Origin of the sequence: Parasphingopyxis sp., from assembly GCF_028279465.1 — a bacterium.
In the GTDB taxonomy this organism is placed as follows: domain Bacteria; phylum Pseudomonadota; class Alphaproteobacteria; order Sphingomonadales; family Sphingomonadaceae; genus Parasphingopyxis.
Window position 1 is genome coordinate 1 of sequence record NZ_JANQNS010000019.1, and the last position, 21,881, is coordinate 21,881.

Annotated in this window: 17 protein-coding genes; 9 read left to right on the forward strand and 8 right to left on the reverse strand. The window is 59.0% G+C overall.

Going from position 1 to position 21,881, the window contains the following annotated elements:
• A partial coding sequence (locus Q0974_RS15465; RefSeq protein WP_299329453.1) for a helix-turn-helix transcriptional regulator occupies positions 1 to 1,597 on the forward strand: 1,597 nt, incomplete at its 5' end.
• 322 nt (positions 1,598 to 1,919) lie between these two features.
• Entirely contained in the window at positions 1,920 to 2,276 is a 357-nt protein-coding gene (locus Q0974_RS15470; RefSeq protein ID WP_299329455.1) for a MarR family winged helix-turn-helix transcriptional regulator, read from the forward strand.
• A 142-nt stretch (positions 2,277 to 2,418) separates the two neighbouring features.
• Here the strand turns inward: Q0974_RS15470 and Q0974_RS15475 are convergent, their stop codons facing one another.
• Complete coding sequence (locus Q0974_RS15475) at positions 2,419 to 3,435, reverse strand: AraC family transcriptional regulator (protein WP_299329457.1); 1,017 nt, start codon at positions 3,433 to 3,435, stop codon at positions 2,419 to 2,421.
• Positions 3,436 to 3,528: 93 nt separating this feature from the next.
• On the opposite strand from Q0974_RS15475, the gene Q0974_RS15480 reads away from it, so the two are divergent.
• The 4 genes from Q0974_RS15480 to Q0974_RS15495 all read left to right on the forward strand — a co-directional run bounded on the left by Q0974_RS15480 (position 3,529) and on the right by Q0974_RS15495 (position 9,615).
• Positions 3,529 to 5,721, forward strand: a complete 2,193-nt coding sequence (locus tag Q0974_RS15480) for a TonB-dependent receptor (RefSeq protein WP_299329458.1) — start codon at positions 3,529 to 3,531, stop codon at positions 5,719 to 5,721.
• Between the two features lie 13 nt (positions 5,722 to 5,734).
• Positions 5,735 to 6,589, forward strand: a complete 855-nt coding sequence (locus Q0974_RS15485) for an alpha/beta hydrolase (protein ID WP_299329459.1) — start codon at positions 5,735 to 5,737, stop codon at positions 6,587 to 6,589.
• A gap of 164 nt (positions 6,590 to 6,753) precedes the next feature.
• A complete protein-coding gene (locus tag Q0974_RS15490; RefSeq protein WP_299329462.1) occupies positions 6,754 to 7,881 on the forward strand; it encodes a M14 family metallopeptidase in 1,128 nt (375 codons plus the stop codon).
• 363 nt (positions 7,882 to 8,244) lie between these two features.
• A complete protein-coding gene (locus tag Q0974_RS15495; protein ID WP_299329464.1) occupies positions 8,245 to 9,615 on the forward strand; it encodes a serine hydrolase in 1,371 nt (456 codons plus the stop codon).
• On the opposite strand, the gene Q0974_RS15500 is transcribed toward Q0974_RS15495, so the two are convergent.
• The 3 genes from Q0974_RS15500 to Q0974_RS15510 form a co-directional block, all read right to left on the reverse strand.
• Entirely contained in the window at positions 9,616 to 11,133 is a 1,518-nt protein-coding gene (locus Q0974_RS15500) for an MFS transporter (RefSeq protein ID WP_299329465.1), read from the reverse strand.
• Between the two features lie 137 nt (positions 11,134 to 11,270).
• Positions 11,271 to 13,625, reverse strand: a complete 2,355-nt coding sequence (locus tag Q0974_RS15505; protein WP_299329467.1) for a TonB-dependent receptor — start codon at positions 13,623 to 13,625, stop codon at positions 11,271 to 11,273.
• A 157-nt stretch (positions 13,626 to 13,782) separates the two neighbouring features.
• The gene (locus Q0974_RS15510) at positions 13,783 to 14,403 is read right to left on the reverse strand and encodes a TetR/AcrR family transcriptional regulator (RefSeq protein WP_299329469.1); all 621 of its coding nucleotides are present in this window, start codon (positions 14,401 to 14,403) and stop codon (positions 13,783 to 13,785) included.
• 125 nt (positions 14,404 to 14,528) lie between these two features.
• Here Q0974_RS15510 and Q0974_RS15515 point away from each other — a divergent pair, with 125 nt between their 5' ends.
• The 3 genes from Q0974_RS15515 to Q0974_RS15525 are packed head-to-tail and all read left to right on the forward strand — an operon-like array spanning position 14,529 to position 17,063.
• Complete coding sequence (locus Q0974_RS15515) at positions 14,529 to 15,308, forward strand: SDR family NAD(P)-dependent oxidoreductase (protein WP_299329471.1); 780 nt, start codon at positions 14,529 to 14,531, stop codon at positions 15,306 to 15,308.
• Positions 15,286 to 16,194: an alpha/beta hydrolase gene (locus Q0974_RS15520; RefSeq protein WP_299329473.1), complete on the forward strand. Its 909-nt coding sequence runs from the start codon at positions 15,286 to 15,288 to the stop codon at positions 16,192 to 16,194. Before Q0974_RS15515 ends, Q0974_RS15520 begins: the two co-directional genes overlap by 23 nt.
• The gene (locus tag Q0974_RS15525; protein ID WP_299329475.1) at positions 16,191 to 17,063 is read left to right on the forward strand and encodes a VOC family protein; all 873 of its coding nucleotides are present in this window, start codon (positions 16,191 to 16,193) and stop codon (positions 17,061 to 17,063) included. Before Q0974_RS15520 ends, Q0974_RS15525 begins: the two co-directional genes overlap by 4 nt.
• A gap of 3 nt (positions 17,064 to 17,066) precedes the next feature.
• On the opposite strand, the gene Q0974_RS15530 is transcribed toward Q0974_RS15525, so the two are convergent.
• From Q0974_RS15530 to Q0974_RS15545, 4 genes are all read right to left on the reverse strand, one after another.
• Positions 17,067 to 17,834, reverse strand: a complete 768-nt coding sequence (locus Q0974_RS15530; RefSeq protein ID WP_299329477.1) for an SDR family oxidoreductase — start codon at positions 17,832 to 17,834, stop codon at positions 17,067 to 17,069.
• A 16-nt stretch (positions 17,835 to 17,850) separates the two neighbouring features.
• Positions 17,851 to 18,591 carry a Coq4 family protein gene (locus Q0974_RS15535; RefSeq protein ID WP_299329479.1) on the reverse strand — a complete coding sequence of 247 codons (741 nt, stop codon included), beginning with the start codon at positions 18,589 to 18,591 and terminating at the stop codon, positions 17,851 to 17,853.
• 194 nt (positions 18,592 to 18,785) lie between these two features.
• Positions 18,786 to 19,658 (reverse strand): formylglycine-generating enzyme family protein, encoded by an 873-nt coding sequence (locus Q0974_RS15540; RefSeq protein ID WP_299329481.1) that lies wholly within the window; start codon positions 19,656 to 19,658, stop codon positions 18,786 to 18,788.
• A gap of 97 nt (positions 19,659 to 19,755) precedes the next feature.
• Positions 19,756 to 21,864 (reverse strand): glycoside hydrolase family 3 C-terminal domain-containing protein, encoded by a 2,109-nt coding sequence (locus tag Q0974_RS15545; protein ID WP_299329483.1) that lies wholly within the window; start codon positions 21,862 to 21,864, stop codon positions 19,756 to 19,758.
• Positions 21,865 to 21,881 lie beyond the last annotated feature (17 nt).

Below are 21,881 nucleotides of genomic sequence, written 5' to 3' on the forward strand. Positions count from 1 at the left end.
ACACCGCATGATCGCCGAAGCCGTCGACTATGCCAACGCCATCGAAGACTATGAACTCAGCAGACAAATCATCAACGATAACTGCGAATGGATGCGGGCCGAAAAATTTGGTGGCAGTAGCTATTTCAACCGTCTCCTGGCGAACATCCCGGAGGAAGAGATATTCAAAGACACGCGCATCCTTTTTTCGAAAGCCTATACTTCCATCTTGGCCGGCGATTTCAAACAAGCCCTGTATTATTATCATTCCGCGGAAGCATTGATCGAAAAAGTTGGCATCACGCCAGATACGCTTCGTGACAGACTAACCATCGGCACGGGTCTGCTATTTCGCACCGAGTTTAAGAGAGAACGAGGCGGCGGCTGGCTGAAAGAGCTCCTTGAACTGGTTGCGGGAGAGAAGGCAGCGTCATCGAATATGGACCCGAGGGTTCACGTTCTCTGTTGCCTGACCTTGCAGAGCCTCGCCTATGGCGATTTTAACGAGGCAAGAAATTATGCGCTTGCTGCAGAACCCGACCTTCAGCATGTGATTGGTATTTATTGTGAGCTCAACTTTGCTTTGATCGAGCTTTGGACCAACGCGCCCGACAAGGCCCGCGAGCACCTAGAGCGTGCGTCAGAGGCAGCAATCCGGATTGGCGGTGCGCAGAGCAACCTGAAATTCATGTCCGACATGTTTCTGACAGTCATCGACTATTGGGAAAGTGATCTCGATGCGGATCCGGACTACGATCTCGAACCCGCAGTTCTACGTACTCTAGACGGCGACGGTGGATATGATGTTTTCAGTATCGGTTTCGATGCGGTTCTCCACGATGCGCTTTGCCAAAAGAATTTCGACAAAGCGAAAAGCTACATCGAAAAGCTTGAAGAGGCGACGGACCGGCTAGCTATCGAGCGTCTCGTTCAGTTTGCCCAGATTCTGCGCTTGGATTGCGCGGCCGCGCAGCACAATTTGGCAGAGGCCGCACAACTTTTCGATGCGGTACAGAGTTGGCTCGACGTTGATGAAATGGCTCTGGAGAACCTAGGATGGTTTCTCCGAACCACAGCCGCCTACTCCTGTGCACGCTATTTGGCCGCTGTTGGGCATGAAGAAGAGGCGCTCATCCGTGTTGACGACGGTTTGGCCGAGGTGGATCAGCTCGATGTGGTGCTCATGCGCGTTAGAGGTAATGTCCTCAAGGCATCGCTGCTCGAACAGGCACAGCAACGAGACGGTGCTTTGGAAATTCTGACAGACGCAATCGAAGATGCAGCGCGAATCGGCTGTTCGAGACCATTTACCCGCGATGTTACACCCGATCTCGTGCGGGAGGCCGCCAACTGGATTGTTAGCGGAAACCAAAGCGTTGTTGTGAAGGATTTTGCCCGGAAGCTCTCAGCATCCTATTCTAAAGAGCTTTTCACGGTCCGTGAGAAAGAGGTCCTGCAGGGTTTGGCCGATGGGCAATCCAACAAGGAGATCGCGCGCGACCTTGATCTCACCGACAACACGGTCAAGTTTCACGTCCGGAATATCTACCGCAAGTTGGAGGTGACCAAGCGGGTCAATGGCGTAGCCAAAGCTCGCAACCTCGGGCTTATTTCGTAATCGGAATATGATTGAATATCCGAAGAGTGCAACATCAAAGCATTTGGTTTATCATTTTGCCGACGAGTGTTCCGCAAGGAATTTCTCGGCAACTTACTCCGATACATGAGACTATAGAGAATCCACAATTAGATTGCATGTCGGCAGTCTAGATGTCGCACGCTGCAAGTTGCCGTATCCACTATTGAACGGGAGCAATTCAAAGCTCGAGCCCATCCAAATGGGTAGTCCCAAAGATTGGAGTACCAGTTTTTTCATTCAGTTTACATGCGGTTACGAGTCTATGTCTATTGGTCGGACATGCTTCTGAAGAAAGGGCTTCATGATGCGACCGATCGCTTCTGTTGGTGTCGAAAATATCGGACTCGAGCAGATCGAAGGCGTTTTAGCGCAGCAGCGGGAATATGCTGAATTCCTCGAAAGACATGGGTTGACCAAAGCCGGCGGTGATATTCTGCTCCGGGTCGCCTGGTCGTTGGCAAATGGGAAAAAGCCGTGCGTTACCGATATATGTCTGCTTGTCGATTATCCGCGAACGACAGCTCTGCGGTATATTGCGATGCTTGAAGAACAAGCTCTCATTCAGCGTGAGAGGGACGTGCATGATAGACGACGGTGGCTTGTGAATCTCACGCCGAAGGGCTCGACAGCCATCCAACGCCATCTCCGCACATCGTGATGCGTGTCGCCAAAATCACCAGTGAGTGGGCCGAGGCACTCTGGCTTGGGCCAAAGGAACATGGAGGCCGCTCACTCAGCAGAACCAAGGCGTCGATCATTTGCCAAGCGAGAGGCAATCTAGAAGCGATCCAGTTGCCTTACTAACCGCGCCCTTTCCGAAACTCTTTCGGGCTCATTCCAAACCGTTTCCGGATTGCGGTAGAAAAATTGGATTGGTGCGAGAAGCCCGCTTGCTCGCAAATTTCGAGCAGGGAGAGATCGGTTGTTTTCAGCAGTTCATAGCCGCGCTCAAGGCGCAGATTTTGCAGGTACCGGGAGATCGTAACGCCATAAAAATTTCTGAAGCCATAGAATAATTTGTTGCGATTAATGCCAGACTCCTTGGCCAATGTGGCGATGCTCGGCGGGTCGGTGAATTCGGTGCGAAGGCGCTCGGCAATAGCGCGGATTGCCAACTCATCGTCAACGGTAAGATTGATGCCAGGCGCCGAACGCGGTGGCTCCAACAAAGAATGCAACGCCAAACACAGCAACTCGGTCGACCGCGCGCGCACATATTGCACCCGCAGATTATCTTCCAGCTCACACAAGAGAATGTCAGACACCGCCTCTGAAAGCCGTCGGTCACTGTCGAACGGAGAATGGAAGCTGTTGCCCGAATACCAATCCGGCAAAGGTTGTAGCATTTCCGGAAGGTCGGCAGCTTCCTTGCCTGCCAGGTCCGCAAGCAAGTCGGGCGGGCAATGAATCGTTACCCAGCTGTGGCGGTGGCTTGCTGCGAAGTGTTCCTTCATTTCAAGATCATTGCGCGTATTTATGACACGCCATGACTGGGTGAGGGCATGAGTCGGACGCGATGCACCCGCCTGCATCTGAACATCAAGCGCCAGCGCGAAATTGAAGCGCAGGTTTTTACCGTCTTCAACAATGGTGTCTCGCGGTTCATGGAACTGACAATCCATAACCAGAACATTGATGCCGTCTGAAAGCCGGAAATACTCCAGCCAACCCCTGCCTTCAGCAGGAGCGACAGCGAAGCGCCAGGCTTCACCTTGGCTGGAACGAAAATACCATTCTGGCTCCTCGGCGCCCAAGAGCTGGGCGGCTGTTTCCTCGATGTTATGCCAGTCGAAATGGATCAAGAGTGCAATCGCCACAAAAAATAATGCGATCCGCAAAAGACGTCGGCGGACCTCAAATGCAATCTTATTGTCACAATAGCGCTGATCGCGAAGATTGGGAGGGGTCCAATGAATATTTCAAGAAGCACCATTCGGATTGCGGTCTTGTGCGGCGTGAGCGGCTTTGCAGTCCATGCAGCCAACGCCTCGGCTCAGGTATCGACTGCCAATGCAGAGGAGCAAACCGAGCTGACCGGCGAAAACCCCATTGTCGTCACTGCCCGCAAGCGCGATGAGGATATTACGGACGTTCCGATTGCCGTGACAGCACTGGGTTCAGAACAGCTTGATGTAAGGGGGGTGAACAGCGTCGACGAAGTGCTCAGTTTCATCCCCAATGCGAGCCAGTCGGGTGGGATTGCAGGCGGCCTACAAGGGCTAGTCAGCATTCGTGGTATCTCGACATTGGTGCGGTTTGTCGGTCTGGAAACCGGCGTCGGATTTTATGTCGATGGTGTCTATATTGGCCGCCCTGAAAATTTTAATCAGGAGTTGATTGACGTTGAAAGGATCGAAGTCTTGCGTGGCCCGCAAGGCGCGCTATTCGGGAAAAACACCGTTGCCGGCGCCATCAACATCATCACCAGAGAACCGGACCTCAATCAATGGACCGGCGATTTCGAGCTGGGATACGGCAATTTCGATACTGTGCGGGCGCAGGGTTACGTCTCCGGCCCGCTGTCCGATCAGGTTGGAGTGTCGCTCACCGCAGGCTATCTGAACAGCTCAGGTTTTGTCGAGAATGTTTCTGGTATCCAGCCGGATCTCGATGCTGCTGACCTTGCAACATTTCGCACCCGGTTGCGGTTTGAGCCCTCTTCGGATTTCGACCTTACGATCAGTGGTGATGCGATTATCGATCGCGGACGCCCGTCTTTCTTCGAAGTCTCCGATGTCGCTTTTGTCGATGATCCGACCGAAAATACGCCCTTTACGGTCAACAATGATCAACCCAATGAGCTCGACCGGGATATCTATGGCCTTTCGGCTACAGCGAATGTGGCCGTCGGACCGGGAACCTGGACAACGATCCTAGCCTACCGCGAAAGCTCGTTCGACGCACGGCTGGATGATGACAAGGTCCCGTTTCGTTTTTTCGTAGATCGCTTTGGCAGCGATGTGAATTTCTGGTCGGTCGAGTCTCGATATGCTGCCGAAATCTTCGATGGCGTAAACCTGGTTGCCGGACTGTTCTATCTTGAGCAGGATGCGGATAATGTATCGAACTTTGCACTCGGCGATTTCCTGACGGGCGTGCCGGGTGTGGAGCCTCCGATCGATCTTATCAGCACGGTCGACACAGAAAGCATCGCTGCATTTTTTGACCTCGATATCGAACTAACAGATCGCTTAGCTCTCGAAGTGGGCGGCCGGTTCGTCAGCGAAAGCAAGGATGCGAGCCACGTCCAAAACGACAGTACTGGGCTTTTTGGAAGCCAGACATTCGCAGAAAGCCGGACCGATAACGATTTCGCGCCAACGGTTTCGCTGCGGTATGAGTTTACCGATGAACTCAATGGCTATGTGCGCTTTGCTCAGGGTTTCAAGAGCTCAGGCTTCAACACCGATTTCGTGAACGCCAACTCCAATTTCTCGGTCGATCCAGAACATGCAACCGCTTATGAAGTGGGGCTGAAAGGTAACTTTGCAGGTGGGACCGTGAGGAGCAATCTGGCGGTTTTCCTGACCGACTATGAGAACCTGCAATTATCACAGATTACGGGCTTTGGCGTCACACTCAACAACGCCGCAGAAGCAGAGATTTTCGGTATCGAGTTCGATATTGCTGCACAACTCACGGACACCTTCAGCGTGAATGCAGCGATCGGCTATCTCGATGCGACATATGAAGATTTTGCGGGCTGCCCTGTGCCCGGTGCGACCGATCCAGCCATCGCAGTTGCCAACTGTGCCGGAAATTTCCTCAATCTTGCACCTGAATGGAGCACAGCCGTGGGTGCGCAATGGAACGGTCCGGTGTTCGGTGATTGGGATGGCCTGGTCAGGGTCGATTGGCAGTATCGTTCGGAAATCTTCTTTGAGCCGCAAAATACGGCGCGTTTGAGCGGGGATGAAAGGCACCTTGTCAATCTGCGGGCTGGCCTTGATAACGGAACCTTCAGCGTCTTCGTTTGGGCCGAAAACCTTTTTGATGAAGTCTATGTCAATTTTGCCGATGACCGCAGCGCTATCTTCGTGAACACCACGCAATCTTTCGGTCCGCCAAGAACCTATGGCGTGACATTGGGCTTTAGCTTTTGAAGCGGCGCTTCTGATGACGGACAACGCGGCGGTAGAAGAGCCTTCCATTGCTTGGCGTGGCAGCGACCTTTCCGTTTCGCAGCGCGGTGACGGGGACAAGACACTGTTATTCATTCACGGAAACTCTTCGTGCAAAGAGGTCTTCGAAGCGCTTTGGGATCGCCCTGTACTACACCGGTTTCGGTGCGTCGGATTCGATCTGCCGGGTCACGGAGCAAGCGATGATGCGAACGATCCGGACGCATCGTACACCATTCCCGGATATGCTGCGGCCACTGCGCAGGTGATAGCCGAGTTAGGGCTTGGGCGGCCGATTTTGGTGGGCTGGTCTTTGGGTGGCCACGCCGCACTTGAACTGGCGCTATCCCAAGGAGATATTGCCGGCGTCCTGATCACAGGCACCCCACCGATCGGCCCAGGACCGGCGGTATTGCAAGGCGGCTTTACCCCCTTCACGTTCGAACAATCCACAGGCGATGAGAATGCAACAGAAGAGGCATTGGTCGCCTATGCGGGCCATATGTATGGGCTGCCAAGAGAAGAGTTCGCGCCATTTATGCCCGCACTCCTAAGAACCGCCGGGCGGGCGCGTTCTCGGATGACCGAACATTGGCTCAGCCACGATGGCGCGAGCCATCTGGAATTTGCCAAAACGGGTAAGGTGCCGCTGGCGATCGTGCACGGGGACAAAGACCCATTCGTCGATGCAGCATTTTTGGACACGCTTGAATCAAGCAGGCTGTGGGGTGGTCAGATTCATCATATGGAACAATCAGGGCATGCCCCTTTTCTTGATGCTCCGGACCTATTCGCATCATTGCTGAGCCAGTTCGCCACCGACGCCTTGGAGCACCACAAGGGGGTATGATGCGATTTCCCGTTCTTCGGTCGAACAAGATCTGAAGAAAGGACGGAGGCCTAGCTTGTCCCAAAAAGGTTCGGCTGACCGCGGCATCCCTCGGCACTAATCGCACCTAGGGGGAGATTGTTGATAAAGTACGGTGTATCGTATTCGAAGCTCGAGGTGATCTGATGATGCCAGAAACGGATATTCTGCCCTGTTTTTCGGCGAGCTATGCCGAAGCTCGCGAGAAATTCTTGAATGAGTGCAAAGCGCGATCACTCGCAGTCGATAGTCGCTTAAACCCCGATGCAAAGGGGGTTGGCGGCGAAGAACTCTATGCGGACATCGTTCGGATTGGGCGGTCAGACTCGTCGAGCGTGCTTCTGCTGATGAGCGGTACCCATGGCGTTGAGGGGTATTGCGGCTCTGGAGCGCAGATCGGCTTGTTGAGAAATGGGTTCTTCGAAGATCTGCCCGAAGATCTGAGTGTGGTCATGGTTCACGCGATGAATCCGTATGGTTTTTCACATGATCGACGGGTCAACGAAGACAATATCGATCTCAACCGGAATTTCCTGAATTTTGATGGGCCGGAGAGACCCCAAAGCGACTATTCCAAAATCCATGAGTTCATTCTGCCCACTGATTGGGGCGGCCCCGGGCACGAGTTCGCAAATAGCGAGCTGGCCAAGTACATTGAAAAAAATGGAATAAACGCGTTTCAGGCTGCCGTCTCTAGCGGCCAGTATCAATATCCGGATGGCTTGTTTTACGGCGGAGATAAGCCGAGCTGGTCGAATACAATGTTCCGATCGGTCTTGTCCGATTATCTGGCTGACGCGCAGAGCGTCGGAGTAATCGATTTTCACACCGGGCTCGGCCCCTATGGATATGGTGAGCTAATCACCGCTGGGTCTGAACTCCAGAAAGCGCGTGCGGTACAGTGGTACGGAGATCAGGTGACCGATCCCGAAGCCGGAACATCTACGTCCGCATCATTGGATGGAATGGTCGCGCATGGGATCGCCGAAACACTCGCAGATGCTCAAATCACGTTTATCACGATCGAGTTCGGGACCGAGGATATTAACACAGTTCTGACGGCGTTGCGTGGTGATAACTGGTTGTATCTAAGGGGTGATCTGAACAGCCAGCTTGGGAAGAAGATCAAGAAAGATATCCGAGATGCCTTCTATCCTGACAAAGACGACTGGAAGCTGAGCGTTTGGTCACGCACCCACGAGGTCATCGAACTGGCGATATCTGGAATTGGTCAGGCAGAAAATGACCGTCCAGTGCGAACTCGCCTTACATAACAGCACCGGCCTTCGCCTGTAGTGCGGTCGTGTTCCACCGATTGCCCACAGAACGTATTGGGTCAAAGCTCTAATCGCGAGCTGAATGACAGTTTCGAATGACATCTAACCGTAGGTGAACCGCCTGCAATCGGCCACAAGCGGACATTCACAGCATCGAGTGTTAGTTTTCAACGACCAGACTGAAATGAATCAAAGGTCGAATTCGACCTCGACCAACAAGAGCATCTCCACTGACATCGCAAAGACTCATCTTTGCAGGAGGTTGTGAACTTAGTTTTCAGCCCTAGCCGGACAATCCTTCTATTGACCTCGAATGCGGTCCGGCATAATTGACTAATATTATAATAAAGGGAAAGTGTCATGCGGTTTGCACATGGGCTTGGGATAACTCTCACAATCATCGTGGCTGCCCCGGTTCTTGCCCGGCCCGCTGTCGACTACGGCGCGCCCATATGTTCGATCATCGGCGATCCGGTTCGGCCGGACTTTGATCAGGCGGCGCGTGTCGAGCTGGAAACGACGCTGCGCGATATGGTGGATCGCGGGATTGCGCCGGGCGTGGTCATGATGGTCGAGCAGGGTGGCGAAACGGTTTTCTCTTTCGCCCATGGCGCGGCCGATCCCGAGCAGGGCGAGCCGATGGCCGAGGACACGCTGTTCCGCCTCTATTCGATGACCAAGCCGGTCACCTCGATCGTGGCGTTGCAGCTTGTCGCTGAGGGCCGGTTATCGCTCGACGATCCGGTTTCGGATTACATCCAGGAATTCGCCGATATTCGGATGATGCCTGAGGATGGTGAAAGCGAGCCGGTTGCGCCGGTCCGTCCGGTCACGATCGGGGATCTGCTGACGCATACGGCCGGCCTGACCTATCGCACCAATGTCGAGACCGTGGCGGGTCAGGCCTATTTCGCGCGCGGCATTCCGGCCGGACCGGGCGTGGACCAGCCGCCGATTGACGGCAGCGATCCCGTATCTTCCATTGCCGAACTCGTCCGGCGCGTGGCCGCGGTGCCGCTGCTCAGCCAACCGGGCACGGCCTTCACCTATGGCAACGCGACCGATGTGCTGGGCCGCGTGATCGAGATCGTTTCCGATGCGCCGCTTTCCGATGTCTTCGATGCGAGGATTCTGACACCGCTCGGTATGCCGTCGACAAGTTTTCACGTCGCGGAGGCCGATCTCCCCCGCCTGTCGAGCGCCTATGCGGCGCCGGCGCAGTTCCCTGACGAGGGCGAGGGTGTCGCGACCGGTGTGGCGATTGATCGGCTCGGCCCGGCAACGTTGACGCTTGCCGATCCGGCCGCGTCCAGCCTCTTCGCGAGCCCGCCGGCCATCGAATATGGCGGCGCGGGCCTGGTCGGCACGGCCGGCGATTATCTCCGCTTCACCACGGCGGTGCGCGAGATGGAAATGCCGGACGGCAGCGCGATGTTGCCCGCGTCTTTGGCAGAAGCGATGCGCAGCGATCAGCTGACGCCCGAGGCGCGGCTGGCGGCGGACAATCTTGACGGGCTGGGTTTCGGCTATGGTTTCGCCGTCCGGCTCAATCCGACGGCCGAAGCGCCCGTCTTCCCGCAATGCGGCTATTTCTGGGGCGGGGCCGCATCGACCTTTTTCTGGATAGACCCGGCCGGCGAGACCTCTGGCGTCATCATGACGCAGGTCTTTGGTGGCGATGTGCGCAGCTATTTCCTCGAAGCGATGCGCATCCTGTACGCCGCTGAATAGTTAGGTGGCCGGCAGCGGACCGGGCGTCGCCATCGCGCCATCGCCATCCGCCTTGCGCCGGTCGAGCGCGCCGATGATCGCGTCATGCTTGCTGCGGGTGAGATCGTAACGCGCGTAAAAGAGTATCGAGATAAAGGCGACGAAACCCATGACCGGCCCGGCGACGATGCCGAGCCGGAATACGACATCGCTATCGACTTCTCCCGGGACGGCCTCGAACGGCAGGACCACGATCAGGTCGAGCATCAGCCCGGCAAAGAGATGGCCGAGCGACACCGCCGCCTTGCCGATCAGCGCGCGGGCTGAATAGAAGAGGCCTTCTTGCCGCTTTCCCGTCTCCAGCTCGTTGGCGTCGATCACATCGCCGAGCATGGAGAGGATCGCAACCGCAGCCATACTGATCGTGAAGGTCTGAACGCAGAAGTTTGCAACGAGCAACGGCAGTAGCAGTGGCGAATCGTTCGCCGGAAACAGGCCGAACAGGCGCAGATCGACCGGCAGTTGGGCCGTCAAGAACATGGCGAGCAGCGCGCCGAGCAACACCGGTTTCCGGTCAAAGCGGCGCATCAGTATCGGTGCGGCGAGCGCGCCCGCCACCGCGCCGGGCGCGGCGAACAGGCCGAACCAGCGGATATCCTCGGGCGGCAGCTCCCAGAAATAGGTGTTCACGAAGACGGTGAAGGTCTCGTAGAGCCCGGTCGCGATCATAAAAAAGAACACGCCGCCGATCAGGAAGGCGTAGTTCCGGTTTTTCAGCGCGCCCAAGATGCTCCGATAGAAGATGGGGAGCGAAAAGCGTGGTTCGTCCGGCTCGGGCTGGCTCAGCCGCGACACCTGATCGAGCGTGCCGATCGCGCTCAGCCAGATCGCGCCGAGCAGGAAGCCGCAGGCGGTGAATACGAGTGGCGTATAAGCGTCGGGATCGAGATGGCGCGGGATTTCAAGCCCTTCCGCATTGAGCGTCGTGCCGGCAAGAAAATAACCCCAGGCCGAAAAGGCGAAGAGCGCGCCCATCGCATAGCCGAATATCGCGTTGATGCTGAACAGCCGGGACCGCTCGTTATGATCGCGCGTGAGTTCGCCGCCCAGCGCCAGATGCGGGACGATATAAAGGGTTATCGCCAGCCGGCTGACGATGGTGAAGATGGCCAGCCAGATAAAGAGCAAGGTCTGGTTCGCGCCCTCGGCGCTGGTGCCGGTCCAGGCGTCGGGCGGGTTGAAGATCAGATAGAGGGAGATCGCGAGCGGCACGGGCGCGATGAAGAGAAAGGGGTGGCGCCGCCCCCAGCGCGAGCGCCAGCGGTCCGACACCACGCCCATCACCGGATCGGAGATCGCGTCGACGAGTAGCGCGAGCATGATCGCAACACCGATCAGCGAATTCGAGAGTCCGACGGCCTGATTATAGTAGATGCCGATAAAGGTGTTGAACATGCCGAGATAGAAGATCTCGCCAATCGAGCCGACACCGAAAGCGAGCTTGGTGCGGAACGGCAGGATATCGCGCGGTGCTGTCATGGTCTCAGCCATAGAGCATCGGCGGGCAGGCGGGCAGGCCGAGCGATGCGCCCAAAAGAAGCGGGGAGAAGCGCCATGCGCCCCTCCCCGTCAGTTTGGCGACGAAGGCCTGCGGATGCGGAGAGAATCGCACCCGGCTAGAAGCCCACCTGCAAGCTGGCCCCGAAAACGCGCGGATCGAGCAGGAAGGCGCTGCGGAAGCTGCCGACCAGGTTCGAGTTGGTTTCGAGGAAGGTGATGCTGTCCTGATTGAACAGGTTCTTGACGAACAATGTCAGATCCCATTGCCGGTCTTCATTGGCGATCTGGATCGAGGCGTCGAACTGCTCCCAGGCGCCAACGCGATCCGCCGGCACGTTAAATTCGCGCGAGAAAAAGCCGGTCTGCGAATAGAAATCGATGCGCGGCCGGACGGTCCAGCCATCGCCGGCGTCGATCGTATATTCGCCGGCGAGCTTGAGCGTGCGTTCCGGCGCATTGGGCAGTTCGTTGCCCTGAATCTGGAAGAAGGCCTGGCCGCGCGCCGGATCGGACGAGAGGAAGCTCGAGCGAATCTCGGTATCGAGCAGGCCAAGCGCCGCCTCGAACCTGAGCTCGGGCACGGGCGTCCAGACCGTCTCGAGCTCGAAACCCTGAACGCGCGACGCGGGGATGTTGACGTTGGTCGCCAGCGTTCCGACGATATTGCCGACGATAAGATTGCTATAGTCGTAGCGGAACAGCGCCGCGTTCAGCGTCAAAGTATTGTCGAACAATTCGGTCTTGGCGCCGACCTCGTAGGAATCGATGAACTCGGAATCGAAGGTCGGGTTGACCGCATTGCCCGGGTTGAACCCGCCCGATTTGAAGCCGCGCGAATAGGATGCGTAGAGGTTCACATTATCGGCCGGCTCCCATTCGATCGCCGCGCGGCCCGTGACCGCATCGAATGACGCTTCGCCGTTGAAGGGCGGCGGCAGCGCGAAGCTGCCACTCGCGGTCGTGATTTCCTTGTCGTCCTGCGTATAGCGCAAACCGCCCAGGATGCTCAGATTGTCCGTGAGATCGATATAGACCTCGCCGAACACCGCATAGGAATCGACGATCGCATTGGTCGTGTTGCCGCTCGCGACAAAGCCGAAGGTGCGGTTCGCCGGCATATAGGTGTCGACGAAACCGCCACCCGTCGCATGCAGATAATAGCCACCAATCAGGAAGTTGAACGCGCCGTCCAAGTCCGTTGCGAGGCGCAGTTCCTGGCTGAACTGTTCGCGGAAGCCGCCCGCATATTGCGCCGAGCGCCAGTCCGTTGAGCTGATTTGCTGGCCCGGGCCGAGCAGATAGGTCAGCACGCCATTGCCCGCGCCATTGTCAGGTACGGTCAGCGGGCCGAACGGCGTTACGAAATCGCCCGGGTTGAACGCGTTGGGCCGTATGCCTTGGTCGAAATCGCGTTGCGAGCTGTTGCTGCCGTCGCGGTAACCGGTCACCGAGGTCAACGTGACCGCGCCGATTTCCTGGTTGATTTCGAGCGTCGCGAGGAAATCCTCGATATGTTGGGTCGGCAACACGTCGATATTCACCGTCCGAAGGTCCGTAGGGTTGGGACCGAACGTATCGGCGCGCACGATCCCGCCGATCAGCGCATTGTCGATCGGAAAGTTCGCTGCGGGAAAATCGGTATCGACCGAATTAGGCGAACAGCCAAAGGCCGGATCGGGCGTACACAGCGTCTTCACCGCGTTGGCGCGATTACTGTCCTCCTCGAAATAGGTGAGGACGAGGTCGATCGTCGTCGTATCGCTCGGTTCGAACCGCGTGCTCGAGCGCAACGTATATTGATCGCGTCCGTCGATCTGGCCGCCATCGAAGAGATTCTCGGTATAGCCGTCGCGCTTCAGATAATGGGCCGCGAAGCGCTGCGAGATCCCGTCGGCGATCGGAATATTGATCGCGCCCTCGGCCCGGATGCCCTCGAAGGATTCCAGCTGGAGGCTCACATAGCCCTCGAACTCGTCGGTCGGGCGCCGGCTGACAAAGTTGATGGCGCCGCCCGTCGTGTTGCGGCCGAACAAAGTGCCCTGCGGTCCGCGCAGCACCTCGATCCGTTCGAGATCGAAGAATTCGCCGAAGGTGCTGCCCTGTTGCAGGAACACGCCATTGATGAGGATGCCGATATTGGTGTCGTTGCTGCCGCCGAAGGACTGCGAGCCGACGCCGCGGATCGTGAGGTTGCGGTTCGCGGAGAGAATGACGTTCGGCGCGTTGAACTGCAGGTCGAGCGAATCCTCAATGCGCGCGGCGGCGAGGTCGTCCGATGTCAGCGCGGTGATCGCGATCGGAACGTCCTGAATATCTTCCTCGCGCAGCTGCGCTGTCACGATGATCGGCGCGTTGGTGAGATTTGCAGACGCCGTTTCCTGCTGGGCGTGAGCGACCCCCGCGGACCCTGCCCAGGCCAGCGCGCCGACCGACGCGAAACGGAATAAGGATGTGCGAAACCCATGAGTCATAATGTCCTCCCCGACATATATTTTTGCGCAGGGTTCGCACTAATTATAAAATTAGTCAATACTCTTATACAAAAGGTCAATAACGCGTTGCACAAAGGCATCACGATGCCGGCGGGGGAATCGATGGGATCGGAAATCTGGGGTGTAGCGCGCGGCCTTATTGCGCGCTGCCCAGTTTCTCCGCTGCGCCGACGATCATCTTGACCGTCATGTCGACGACCCGGTCATGGTCGCTTTCGTCGCGCATCAGTATCTGCGCAGCCGAGCGGGTTATGCCCATGCACAGTTCGGCGATAGTACCGCCGGTGCCCTTCGCGACATCGAACTCTGCTTCCATGAGATCGCCGAAAAATTTGACCGTGGCCTCGCGCCCCTTGGCCTGCTTCTTGAGCACATCAGCGGCGACCGACGGCTCGTTCAACAGCCGCTGGATGAGCATGCCTTTGGCGAGGTAACGGTCGATAAAGTCGAGCGTCGTGCGCCGGATAAGATCCTCGAAACTTTCATCGGCGTTGCGCTTGACCGGGGTCCCCTGAAACGCCGGATATTCGCGGATCAGCAAAGTGCTGAGCAGATTGGCGCGATTGTCGAAATAGTTATAGACGAGCGGTTTGGACACTTGGGCCTCGCGCGCGACCCGGTCCATGCTGGCGGCCGACACGCCTTCGTCGACGACGATCCGGGCCGCCGCATCCAGGATCAGGCTGCGCCGGTCTTCCGGCGCCATGCGGCGACGCGGGCGCGGCGCGGTTTTCGTGGAGGCCGAACTTTCCGTCATGAACGGGCATCTACCATGGAGCGCTCCGATTCCAACACCATTGTTCGGCAACTCGCCACAATTGACTATTTATATAATAAATTATAACCCTCCTGCAAACGCCATCGCGAAGGGGCTCGCACACAATGGAAAATACAGAGCCGCTGAAGGGCCAGATCGCGTTGGTCACGGGCGCCACGCAGGGGATCGGCCTCGCCGTCGTCACGCGTCTGGCGCGCGACGGGGCCGACATAATCGCGCTCGATCTGCCGCGCGGTGATCATGACGGGCTGGTGGCGAAAGTCGAAGCGGCAGGCCGGAAAATCCATTCGGTGAAAGGCAGCGTCGCCGATGCGGCAAGCTGGCGCGCGGCGCTGGAGATCATCGAAAAAACGGGGGGAAAGCTCGATATTCTCGTCAACAATGCGGGGATTTCCGGATATCTGGGACTGCTTGCCGACTATCCGGACGAGCAGTTCGACGAGATTATGGAAATCAACGTACGCGGCGTTTTCCTGGGTCTCAAATATTGTCTGCCAGCACTGATCGAAGCGCGGGGCAGCGCGGTCAACATCTCGTCGATCGCCGGAATACGCGGCGGCGCGAACATCTCCGGCTATGCGGCCAGCAAACATGCGGTGGTCGGGCTGACCCAGGCGGCAGCGTCGGAAAATGCGATGCGCGGCGTGCGCGTCAACGCCGTGTGCCCGGCGCCGATCCAGACCGATATGATCGACGAACTCGCGCGGACGCGCAGGCCCGACAATCCCGAGGCCTTTGCCGAGTCCTTCCGCAGCGGCTTGCCAATGGGCCGCTATGGTGAGCCCGAGGAAGTCGCCAATGTCATCGCCTTTCTCGTTGGCCCGGAAGCAAGCTTTGTGAACGGCGCGATCGTGCCGGTGGATGGCGGTGCAACGGCGCGCTGAATCAGCTGCGGCGGATGGCGGCCTGATCCGCGTCCGCAATGGCGACATCACCCTTGCCGTCGAAACGCTGGGCCGTCCGGACGCGCCGCCCATCCTCTTTCTGCACGGCTTTCCCGAACATCGCGGTGCCTGGCGCAAAGTGGCGCAGCATCTCGCCAAGGACTTTCACTGCCTGCTGCCCGACCTGCGCGGCTATGGCGATTCCAGCCGGCTGGCCCATGTCGAGGCCTATCACATCGACGCGCTGATCGGTGATGTCGATGCGCTGGTGTCGGCATGCGACGGACGCACGCCAATTCTCGCCGGCCATGACTGGGGCGGTGCGCTTGCCTGGTGGTATGCGGCGGCGCATGGCGACCGTCTGGATCGCCTCGTGATCGCCAACGCCCCGCATCCGGCGATTTTCCAGAAGCGGTTGATCGACGATCCCGCGCAGCGGGCCGCATCGGCTTACATCGGTCGCTTGCGCGCGCCGGGCACCGCAGCCGCGCTGATGGACGGCGGACCCGAAGGTCTGTGGGACCGGATGTTCGCCGCCAACCCCGCTTTCGATGAGGCTGCGCGCGCCGAATATGTGGCCGCTTGGTCGCGCCCGAACGCGATGGACAGCATGCTCAACTGGTACCGCGCATCGCCCTTCGTGCTGCCCGAAGCCGACGGCATGGCCGTTCCCGCATGGGCTGAGGATACAGCGCTGCGCGTCGATCTTCCGGTACTCATGCTATGGGGTATGGCCGACAGGGTTTTCCTGCCGCGCCTGCTCGACGGGCTCGATGCCGTCGCACCCGACCATCGGATCGCGCGGTTCGCCGATATAGGCCATGCCATTATTCACGAGATTCCGGCCCAGCTCGCCGATGCCATCAAGGAGTTCGCAAAACCATGACCATCCGCCTGCATCATATCGCCATCGCCAGCCCCACGCCCAATGCCACTGCCGCATTCTATCGCGAAACGGCCGATCTCGCGCCCGTCGATCTGCCGGAAGACGATGACGCGCAATGGCTGGCGGGCCCCAACTTCTATCTCGCGCTCTATGAAGCCAAAGACGGAGAGCCGCTTCCTGACAGGCAGGTTTGCGATCCGGGCATCGGGCATTTCTGCCTGCAATCGGGCGACGGCAACGGGCTGTGGCAGCGTCTCGCGGATGGCGGGATGCGGTTCAACGACAAGCCGGTGGCGCTCGGTACCGGTGCGATCTACGCCTATGGCCGCGATCGCGATGCGACGCTGATCGAGGTGGAGGGCGTACCCAATGCTGACCCCGAGACGCCGATCTGGTTCGCTCATGTCGCAATCGTCACGCCCGATATCGAAGCGCTATCGGGCTTCTACGCGCGGTTGATCGGGCGCGATCCGCACCGGACCGGGCGGTTCGACAATCCGCTATTTTCCAACGTGACCGGCATGCCCGATGTCGATGTCAGCGCCGCCTGGATAAAGACGCCGAGTATTCAGCTCGAAATGTGGCAATATCATCACCCGCCGACTGGCCCCGCTTCTCCGCCCGAAAAGGATACGACCGGCTATCGCCAGGTCGGCTTTTGCTGCGACGATCTCGACACGGAGCGGGATCGGCTCGAAAGCCTTGGGATAACGTTTGAGACGGGCGAGGACGTTGCGGGTCAGCCAACGCTCTGGACTCTCGATCCGGACGGTAACCGGGTCGCCGTGTTGGAAATCAGCGCCGACGCCGCGCTCGCGCTCGAGCGTCTGTCCGATCCCGATGTCGTCGCGCGCCGCCTCGCCGCCTGATCGCTAGAAATTGGCCGTTTTGATCAACCCGCCATCGATGCGGAGATTGGCGCCGGTCGTGAAGGACGATGCCGGGCTGGCGAGGAAGGCAGTGGCATTGGCGATTTCCTCCGGCACGCCGAGCCGGCCGAGTGCCGCCATGCCGGCGGCCCGCTGATAGGCTTCGGGCTGCGCCTGCTTGATCTGATCCCACCAGCCGCCTTCGAAATCGATCGGGCCGGGCGATATCGCATTGACCCGGATGCCCTGCGGCGCGAGCTGCACCGCCCATTGGCCGACAAGATTGACGAGACCGGCCTTCATCGCACCATAGGCCTCTTCATACGATGGTAACGCTGTCAGGATCGAGGCGATCGATGCGATAAAGATAAGCGCCGCATCATTGCTCTTGGCGAGATGCGGCACCGTCAACATCTTCAGCCGAACATGCTGCATCAAGTCCGTCTCGAACGTGTCCGGCCACCAGTCCGCGCTGGATGGATCGATCCGCGTCGATGCGTTGCTGACAACGATGTCTATCCCGCCCATCGCCTCGGCCGACCGGGCAACCCAGGCCTCGAACGCATCGGCGTCCCGCACGTCCAGTGCTTCGCCATGCGCATCGACACCGTGCGATCGATAGCCTTCGAGCGCGCGTTCGAGATCCTCCGCACCGCGCGCGCAGGTTGCGATTGCTGCGCCCTCGGCGGCCAGCGCCGTGCAGATGGCCGCGCCGATGCCGCGGCTGCCGCCGGTTACGAGCGCACGAGCGCCTTTCAGCCGTAAATCCATATATCTCGCTCCTTTGTCAGGCGACTGTCTGGGTGATCTCAGGAATATGCGCATAATCCGGCCGCTCCGGCGCATCGCGCAGAAGACGATATTCCGCGCGCACCTCTTCGAGCGGCCGTTCGAGCATTGTTTCGAACTTCACGAACTGGATCGAGCGCGACGCGCGGCCATAGCCCCAACCGTCCGTCAGCGCGTCCATGGCAGGGTTGATCAGCCACGGATCGATCAGCGTCATATGCGCCGTCACGGTCGCGATGATCATCGCCGAATAGGGATAGTTCATCTGGGCGAGCTGGAAACCCTGCAGCGCCAGCTCCCCGAACGGTGTAGCCGGATAGCCGGTCAGCACATGGTGGAGATCGTGCGTCTGGAAACCGCGCAGCACCTTATACTGCATGAGGGGCGGCATCGCATCGAGCTTGCCGTCGGCCGCGAACTTTTCGTGCAGCTCGCGATAACCCAGCGCGAGTTTCTCGGCGAGGTCGTTCGAGACCATGAAATCGCGATAGGCATGGCCGAGTGATCCGGGTGGATATTGGGCGAGATCGTTGAGATCAAGCGGCTCGGCATACCATTGCTCCTGCGCGAGCGCCGCCTGTTCGGGATGGTTCTCGATCGCGGCGACATATTTGTTAATCGCATCCTTCGGCGCGGTCGCCCACCATTCGTTGAACAGTTGATCGGTGCCATATTCATAGAAATTGTCGACACTGGTCAAAAACTTTTCACCGAAACTGCGATCGATCGGTTCGGTCATGCGGCTTTTCCTCGGCAGTCGTTCGCGATCCATGAGGATCGCCTTTGAATAGCCATTGAGTGCCAGTTATTATATTAATAGTCAATAAAGGACCCGCGTCGCGTTTCGGGCGGCTCAAGCCGTCACATAAACGAAATCATCGAAACGTTCCGGCGCACAGGACTCTATCGAATCAATGCCTCTAGGCTTGCGATCTACGGTCTCGCAGAATTACCGAGATCGCGGACGATCCGAAAGCCGATATGGCTGGCCGAGAAATCGCTTTCCTGCGGCTGGCGCGAGGCGGGGCGATAGCGGCGGCAGTAATTCTCGGCGCACAGATGCGATCCGCCCTTGATCGTATGACGGCCCGGGCCGAACGGCGTGTCGGTCCATTCCCAGACATTGCCGATCATATCGTAAAGCCCGGCTTCGCTCTCCGGAAAGCAGCCCGTGGCGGCCGTGGTCAGGAAGCCGTCAGTGGTGGTATTCTGATAGGGGAATATGCCCTGCCAGACATTGGCAATTGGCTGCCCGTCATCGTCGAAGGCACCGGAGAAGGGGTTGTCTGGATCGCGTAACCCCTGTGCGGCCGCATATTCCCATTCCACCTCGCTCGGCAGTCGCCCACCTGCCCAGTCCGCATAGGCGCGGGCATCGGCATGGCTTACATGGACGACCGGGTGGCCGCCGCGGCCTTCGATCGTTGATCCCGCGCCTTCCGGCGTGCGCCAGGTCGCATCATCGGCCAGCCGCCAATTGCTGTTCTCGAACAGCGCCGAACCGGCCCGCTCCGCATCGGTCACATAGCCTGTGGCTTCGACGAATGCCGCGAACTGGTCGTTGGTGACCTCATGGACTTGGATGGCGAACCCGTCGACCGCGCGCTGAGTCGATACGCCTTCTTCCGGATAGAGCGCATCCCGGCCCTTTTCGAAGGAACCGGCGGGGATCTCGACGAACGCGCCCTGTTGGTCGTCGGCGAGGCCGCAGGCGGCATCGGCGATCTCCTGTTTAACGGGGCGGTCGTCCGCACAGGCAGCGATCAGCGAAGCTATTGCGGCGATGGCGGCATATCGCCCTGTCATGATCGTGTTCGCGCTCCTTGCCGATGTGCGGCTATAATCGCGGTTTTTCCGGGCGGTACAAGTCGGTGCGTTCTTTGCCGGATTGCCGTCCGCTAGCCTACAGGTCCAGCTCGGCGGTCAAGAGCGCGCTATCGTCCGACGATCCGCCGACCGATATCCGGTACCGGCCGGCCTCGAGCCGCCACGCACTCGCCGTTTCGTCCCAATAGCGCAACTGCGCCTTATCGACGGAAAGGACGATCGTCTGCGTCTCGCCCGGCTCCAGCGCGACCCGGTCAAACGCCATAAGCAGTTTGGCCGGTCGATCGACAATCTCACCAGGCGCTCCGACGTAAAGCTGGACGATCTCGTCGGCCGGACTCTCGCCGCTGTTCGTGACGCTGACCCGGGCGATGATCGCGTCGTCCGTTTCTCGGAGCTGGAGGCCGCGATAGCCGAAGGTGGCATAGCTCAGCCCGTGACCGAACGGGTATCGGGGTTTCGTCCCATCCCGCTCGAACTTGGTATAGCCGTGCCAGAGGTCATAGGTGATCTCCATGGCCGTGCGGTCGAAAAACGGATAGTCGGCTCCGTCGCGCGCTACGGTGAACGGCAGCTTACCCGATGGCGATACGTCCCCGAACAGGAGGCGCGCCAGTGCATGGCCGCCCTCCATGCCTGCATAGAAAGTCTGCAGGATAGCGGCCGCGCCGCCCTGCCAACTTTCGACCATTACCGCCGATCCCGCGACGATCACGACGATCACCGGCTTGCCGCTTTCCGCCGCGGCGTCGATCAGCGCGATCTGGTCGTCGGGAAGGTCGAGAGTCGCGCGGTCGCCGCCGCGCGGCTGGTTGGGCCGATCGCGTCCGACCGCTTCGGCGATCTCGACCAACTGATCGGACATTCCGGACGGGACGAGATTGCCGGGAATGAACTCGCCTTCATCGTCCGCCGTATAGCCCACGACGACAACAACGGCGTTGGCTTCGCTCGCCGCCTGTCGCGCGGCGTCCAGCTCGCTCTCGACGCCGGTCACGATGGCGTTCTCACCCAGATAGTCCCGCAAACCCTGAAGCGGGGTCACGACATAGGGTGCGCGCACCCGGCTGGAGCCATGATCGCCAGTATTTTCGGTCGCGGCGAGGCGTCCGAGCACAGCGAGCTTGGCGGTCTGGTCTTTGTCGAGCGGTAAGACCTTGTCGTTCTTGAGCAGCACCGCGCTCTTCTCTGCAGCCTCACGGGCGAGCATGCGATGGCTTTCGCAGGCGACCATCGTTTCGGCATAGTTTTCAAGCGGGTCTTGGGCGGCCATGAAGCGATAGAGCGTCGTTAGGATACGCCGGCAGGCGCGGTCGATCACTTCGGGTTCGACATGGCCAGCCTCAACAGCCGCGATAAGCTTCTCGCCATAGACCATCGGCTCGGGATTCTCGACATCGAGGCCCGCGCTCGCGCCGTAAGGTTTGTAGACGCCGAGCATCCAGTCGGAATGGACGAAGCCGTCGAAGCCCCAATCGCCGCGCAGAATATCGGTGAGCAGAATGCGGTGCTGGCCGCAATATTCGCCGTTGAGCTTGTTATACGCGCTCATCACGCTCGCACACCCTGCATCGAGCACGCGCTTGAAATGCGGCAGATAGACTTCGTGCAAGGCCCGTTCGCCAATCGTCACATCAATCTGGAACCGGGTATTCTCGATCGAGTTGAGCGCGAAATGCTTAACCGTCGCGACGACATTATGGGTCTGGATACCGGTGGCGAGCGCCGCGCCCATTTCGCCGAGATGGTACGGGTCTTCGCCATAGGTTTCCTGCGCGCGGCCCCAGGCTGGGTGGCGCAGCAGGTTGATGCAGACCGCGCCGGACAGGTTGCAGTCCTGTGCGCGGATTTCGATCCCCATCGCCTCGCCGATCCGGCGTTCGAGATCGATATCGAAACTTGCGCCGCGCGCCATCGAGCAGGGAAAGGCGGTCGACTGGCCGCGCGCCACGCCGCGCGGTCCGTCGGTAAACCAGAGGCACGGGACGCCCAAACGCTCGATACCGCCGCCCGCACGATAGGGCCGCGCACCCCATACGCCCTCATCCTCGGCGATCTGCTTGAGAAACCCCCGGCCGGACATCATCCCGACCTTCTCTTCAAGCGTCGCCTCGGCGAGGATCGCGTCCACCGTGTCGGCGATCTCAGCGCCGGTCATACCCTTGCGGGGCGTATAGTCAGTCACAAATCGTCCTCCGAAGC

Coding starts and splice junctions, on each gene's coding strand:
- Q0974_RS15470 (WP_299329455.1), top strand. CDS start 1,920: ATGATGCGACCGATCGCTTCTGTTGGTGTCGAAAATATCGGACTCGAG.
- Q0974_RS15480 (WP_299329458.1), top strand. CDS start 3,529: ATGAATATTTCAAGAAGCACCATTCGGATTGCGGTCTTGTGCGGCGTG.
- Q0974_RS15485 (WP_299329459.1), top strand. CDS start 5,735: ATGACGGACAACGCGGCGGTAGAAGAGCCTTCCATTGCTTGGCGTGGC.
- Q0974_RS15490 (WP_299329462.1), top strand. CDS start 6,754: ATGATGCCAGAAACGGATATTCTGCCCTGTTTTTCGGCGAGCTATGCC.
- Q0974_RS15495 (WP_299329464.1), top strand. CDS start 8,245: ATGCGGTTTGCACATGGGCTTGGGATAACTCTCACAATCATCGTGGCT.
- Q0974_RS15500 (WP_299329465.1), bottom strand. CDS start 11,133: ATGACAGCACCGCGCGATATCCTGCCGTTCCGCACCAAGCTCGCTTTC.
- Q0974_RS15505 (WP_299329467.1), bottom strand. CDS start 13,625: ATGACTCATGGGTTTCGCACATCCTTATTCCGTTTCGCGTCGGTCGGC.
- Q0974_RS15510 (WP_299329469.1), bottom strand. CDS start 14,403: ATGACGGAAAGTTCGGCCTCCACGAAAACCGCGCCGCGCCCGCGTCGC.
- Q0974_RS15515 (WP_299329471.1), top strand. CDS start 14,529: ATGGAAAATACAGAGCCGCTGAAGGGCCAGATCGCGTTGGTCACGGGC.
- Q0974_RS15520 (WP_299329473.1), top strand. CDS start 15,286: ATGGCGGTGCAACGGCGCGCTGAATCAGCTGCGGCGGATGGCGGCCTG.
- Q0974_RS15525 (WP_299329475.1), top strand. CDS start 16,191: ATGACCATCCGCCTGCATCATATCGCCATCGCCAGCCCCACGCCCAAT.
- Q0974_RS15530 (WP_299329477.1), bottom strand. CDS start 17,834: ATGGATTTACGGCTGAAAGGCGCTCGTGCGCTCGTAACCGGCGGCAGC.
- Q0974_RS15535 (WP_299329479.1), bottom strand. CDS start 18,591: ATGACCGAACCGATCGATCGCAGTTTCGGTGAAAAGTTTTTGACCAGT.
- Q0974_RS15540 (WP_299329481.1), bottom strand. CDS start 19,658: ATGACAGGGCGATATGCCGCCATCGCCGCAATAGCTTCGCTGATCGCT.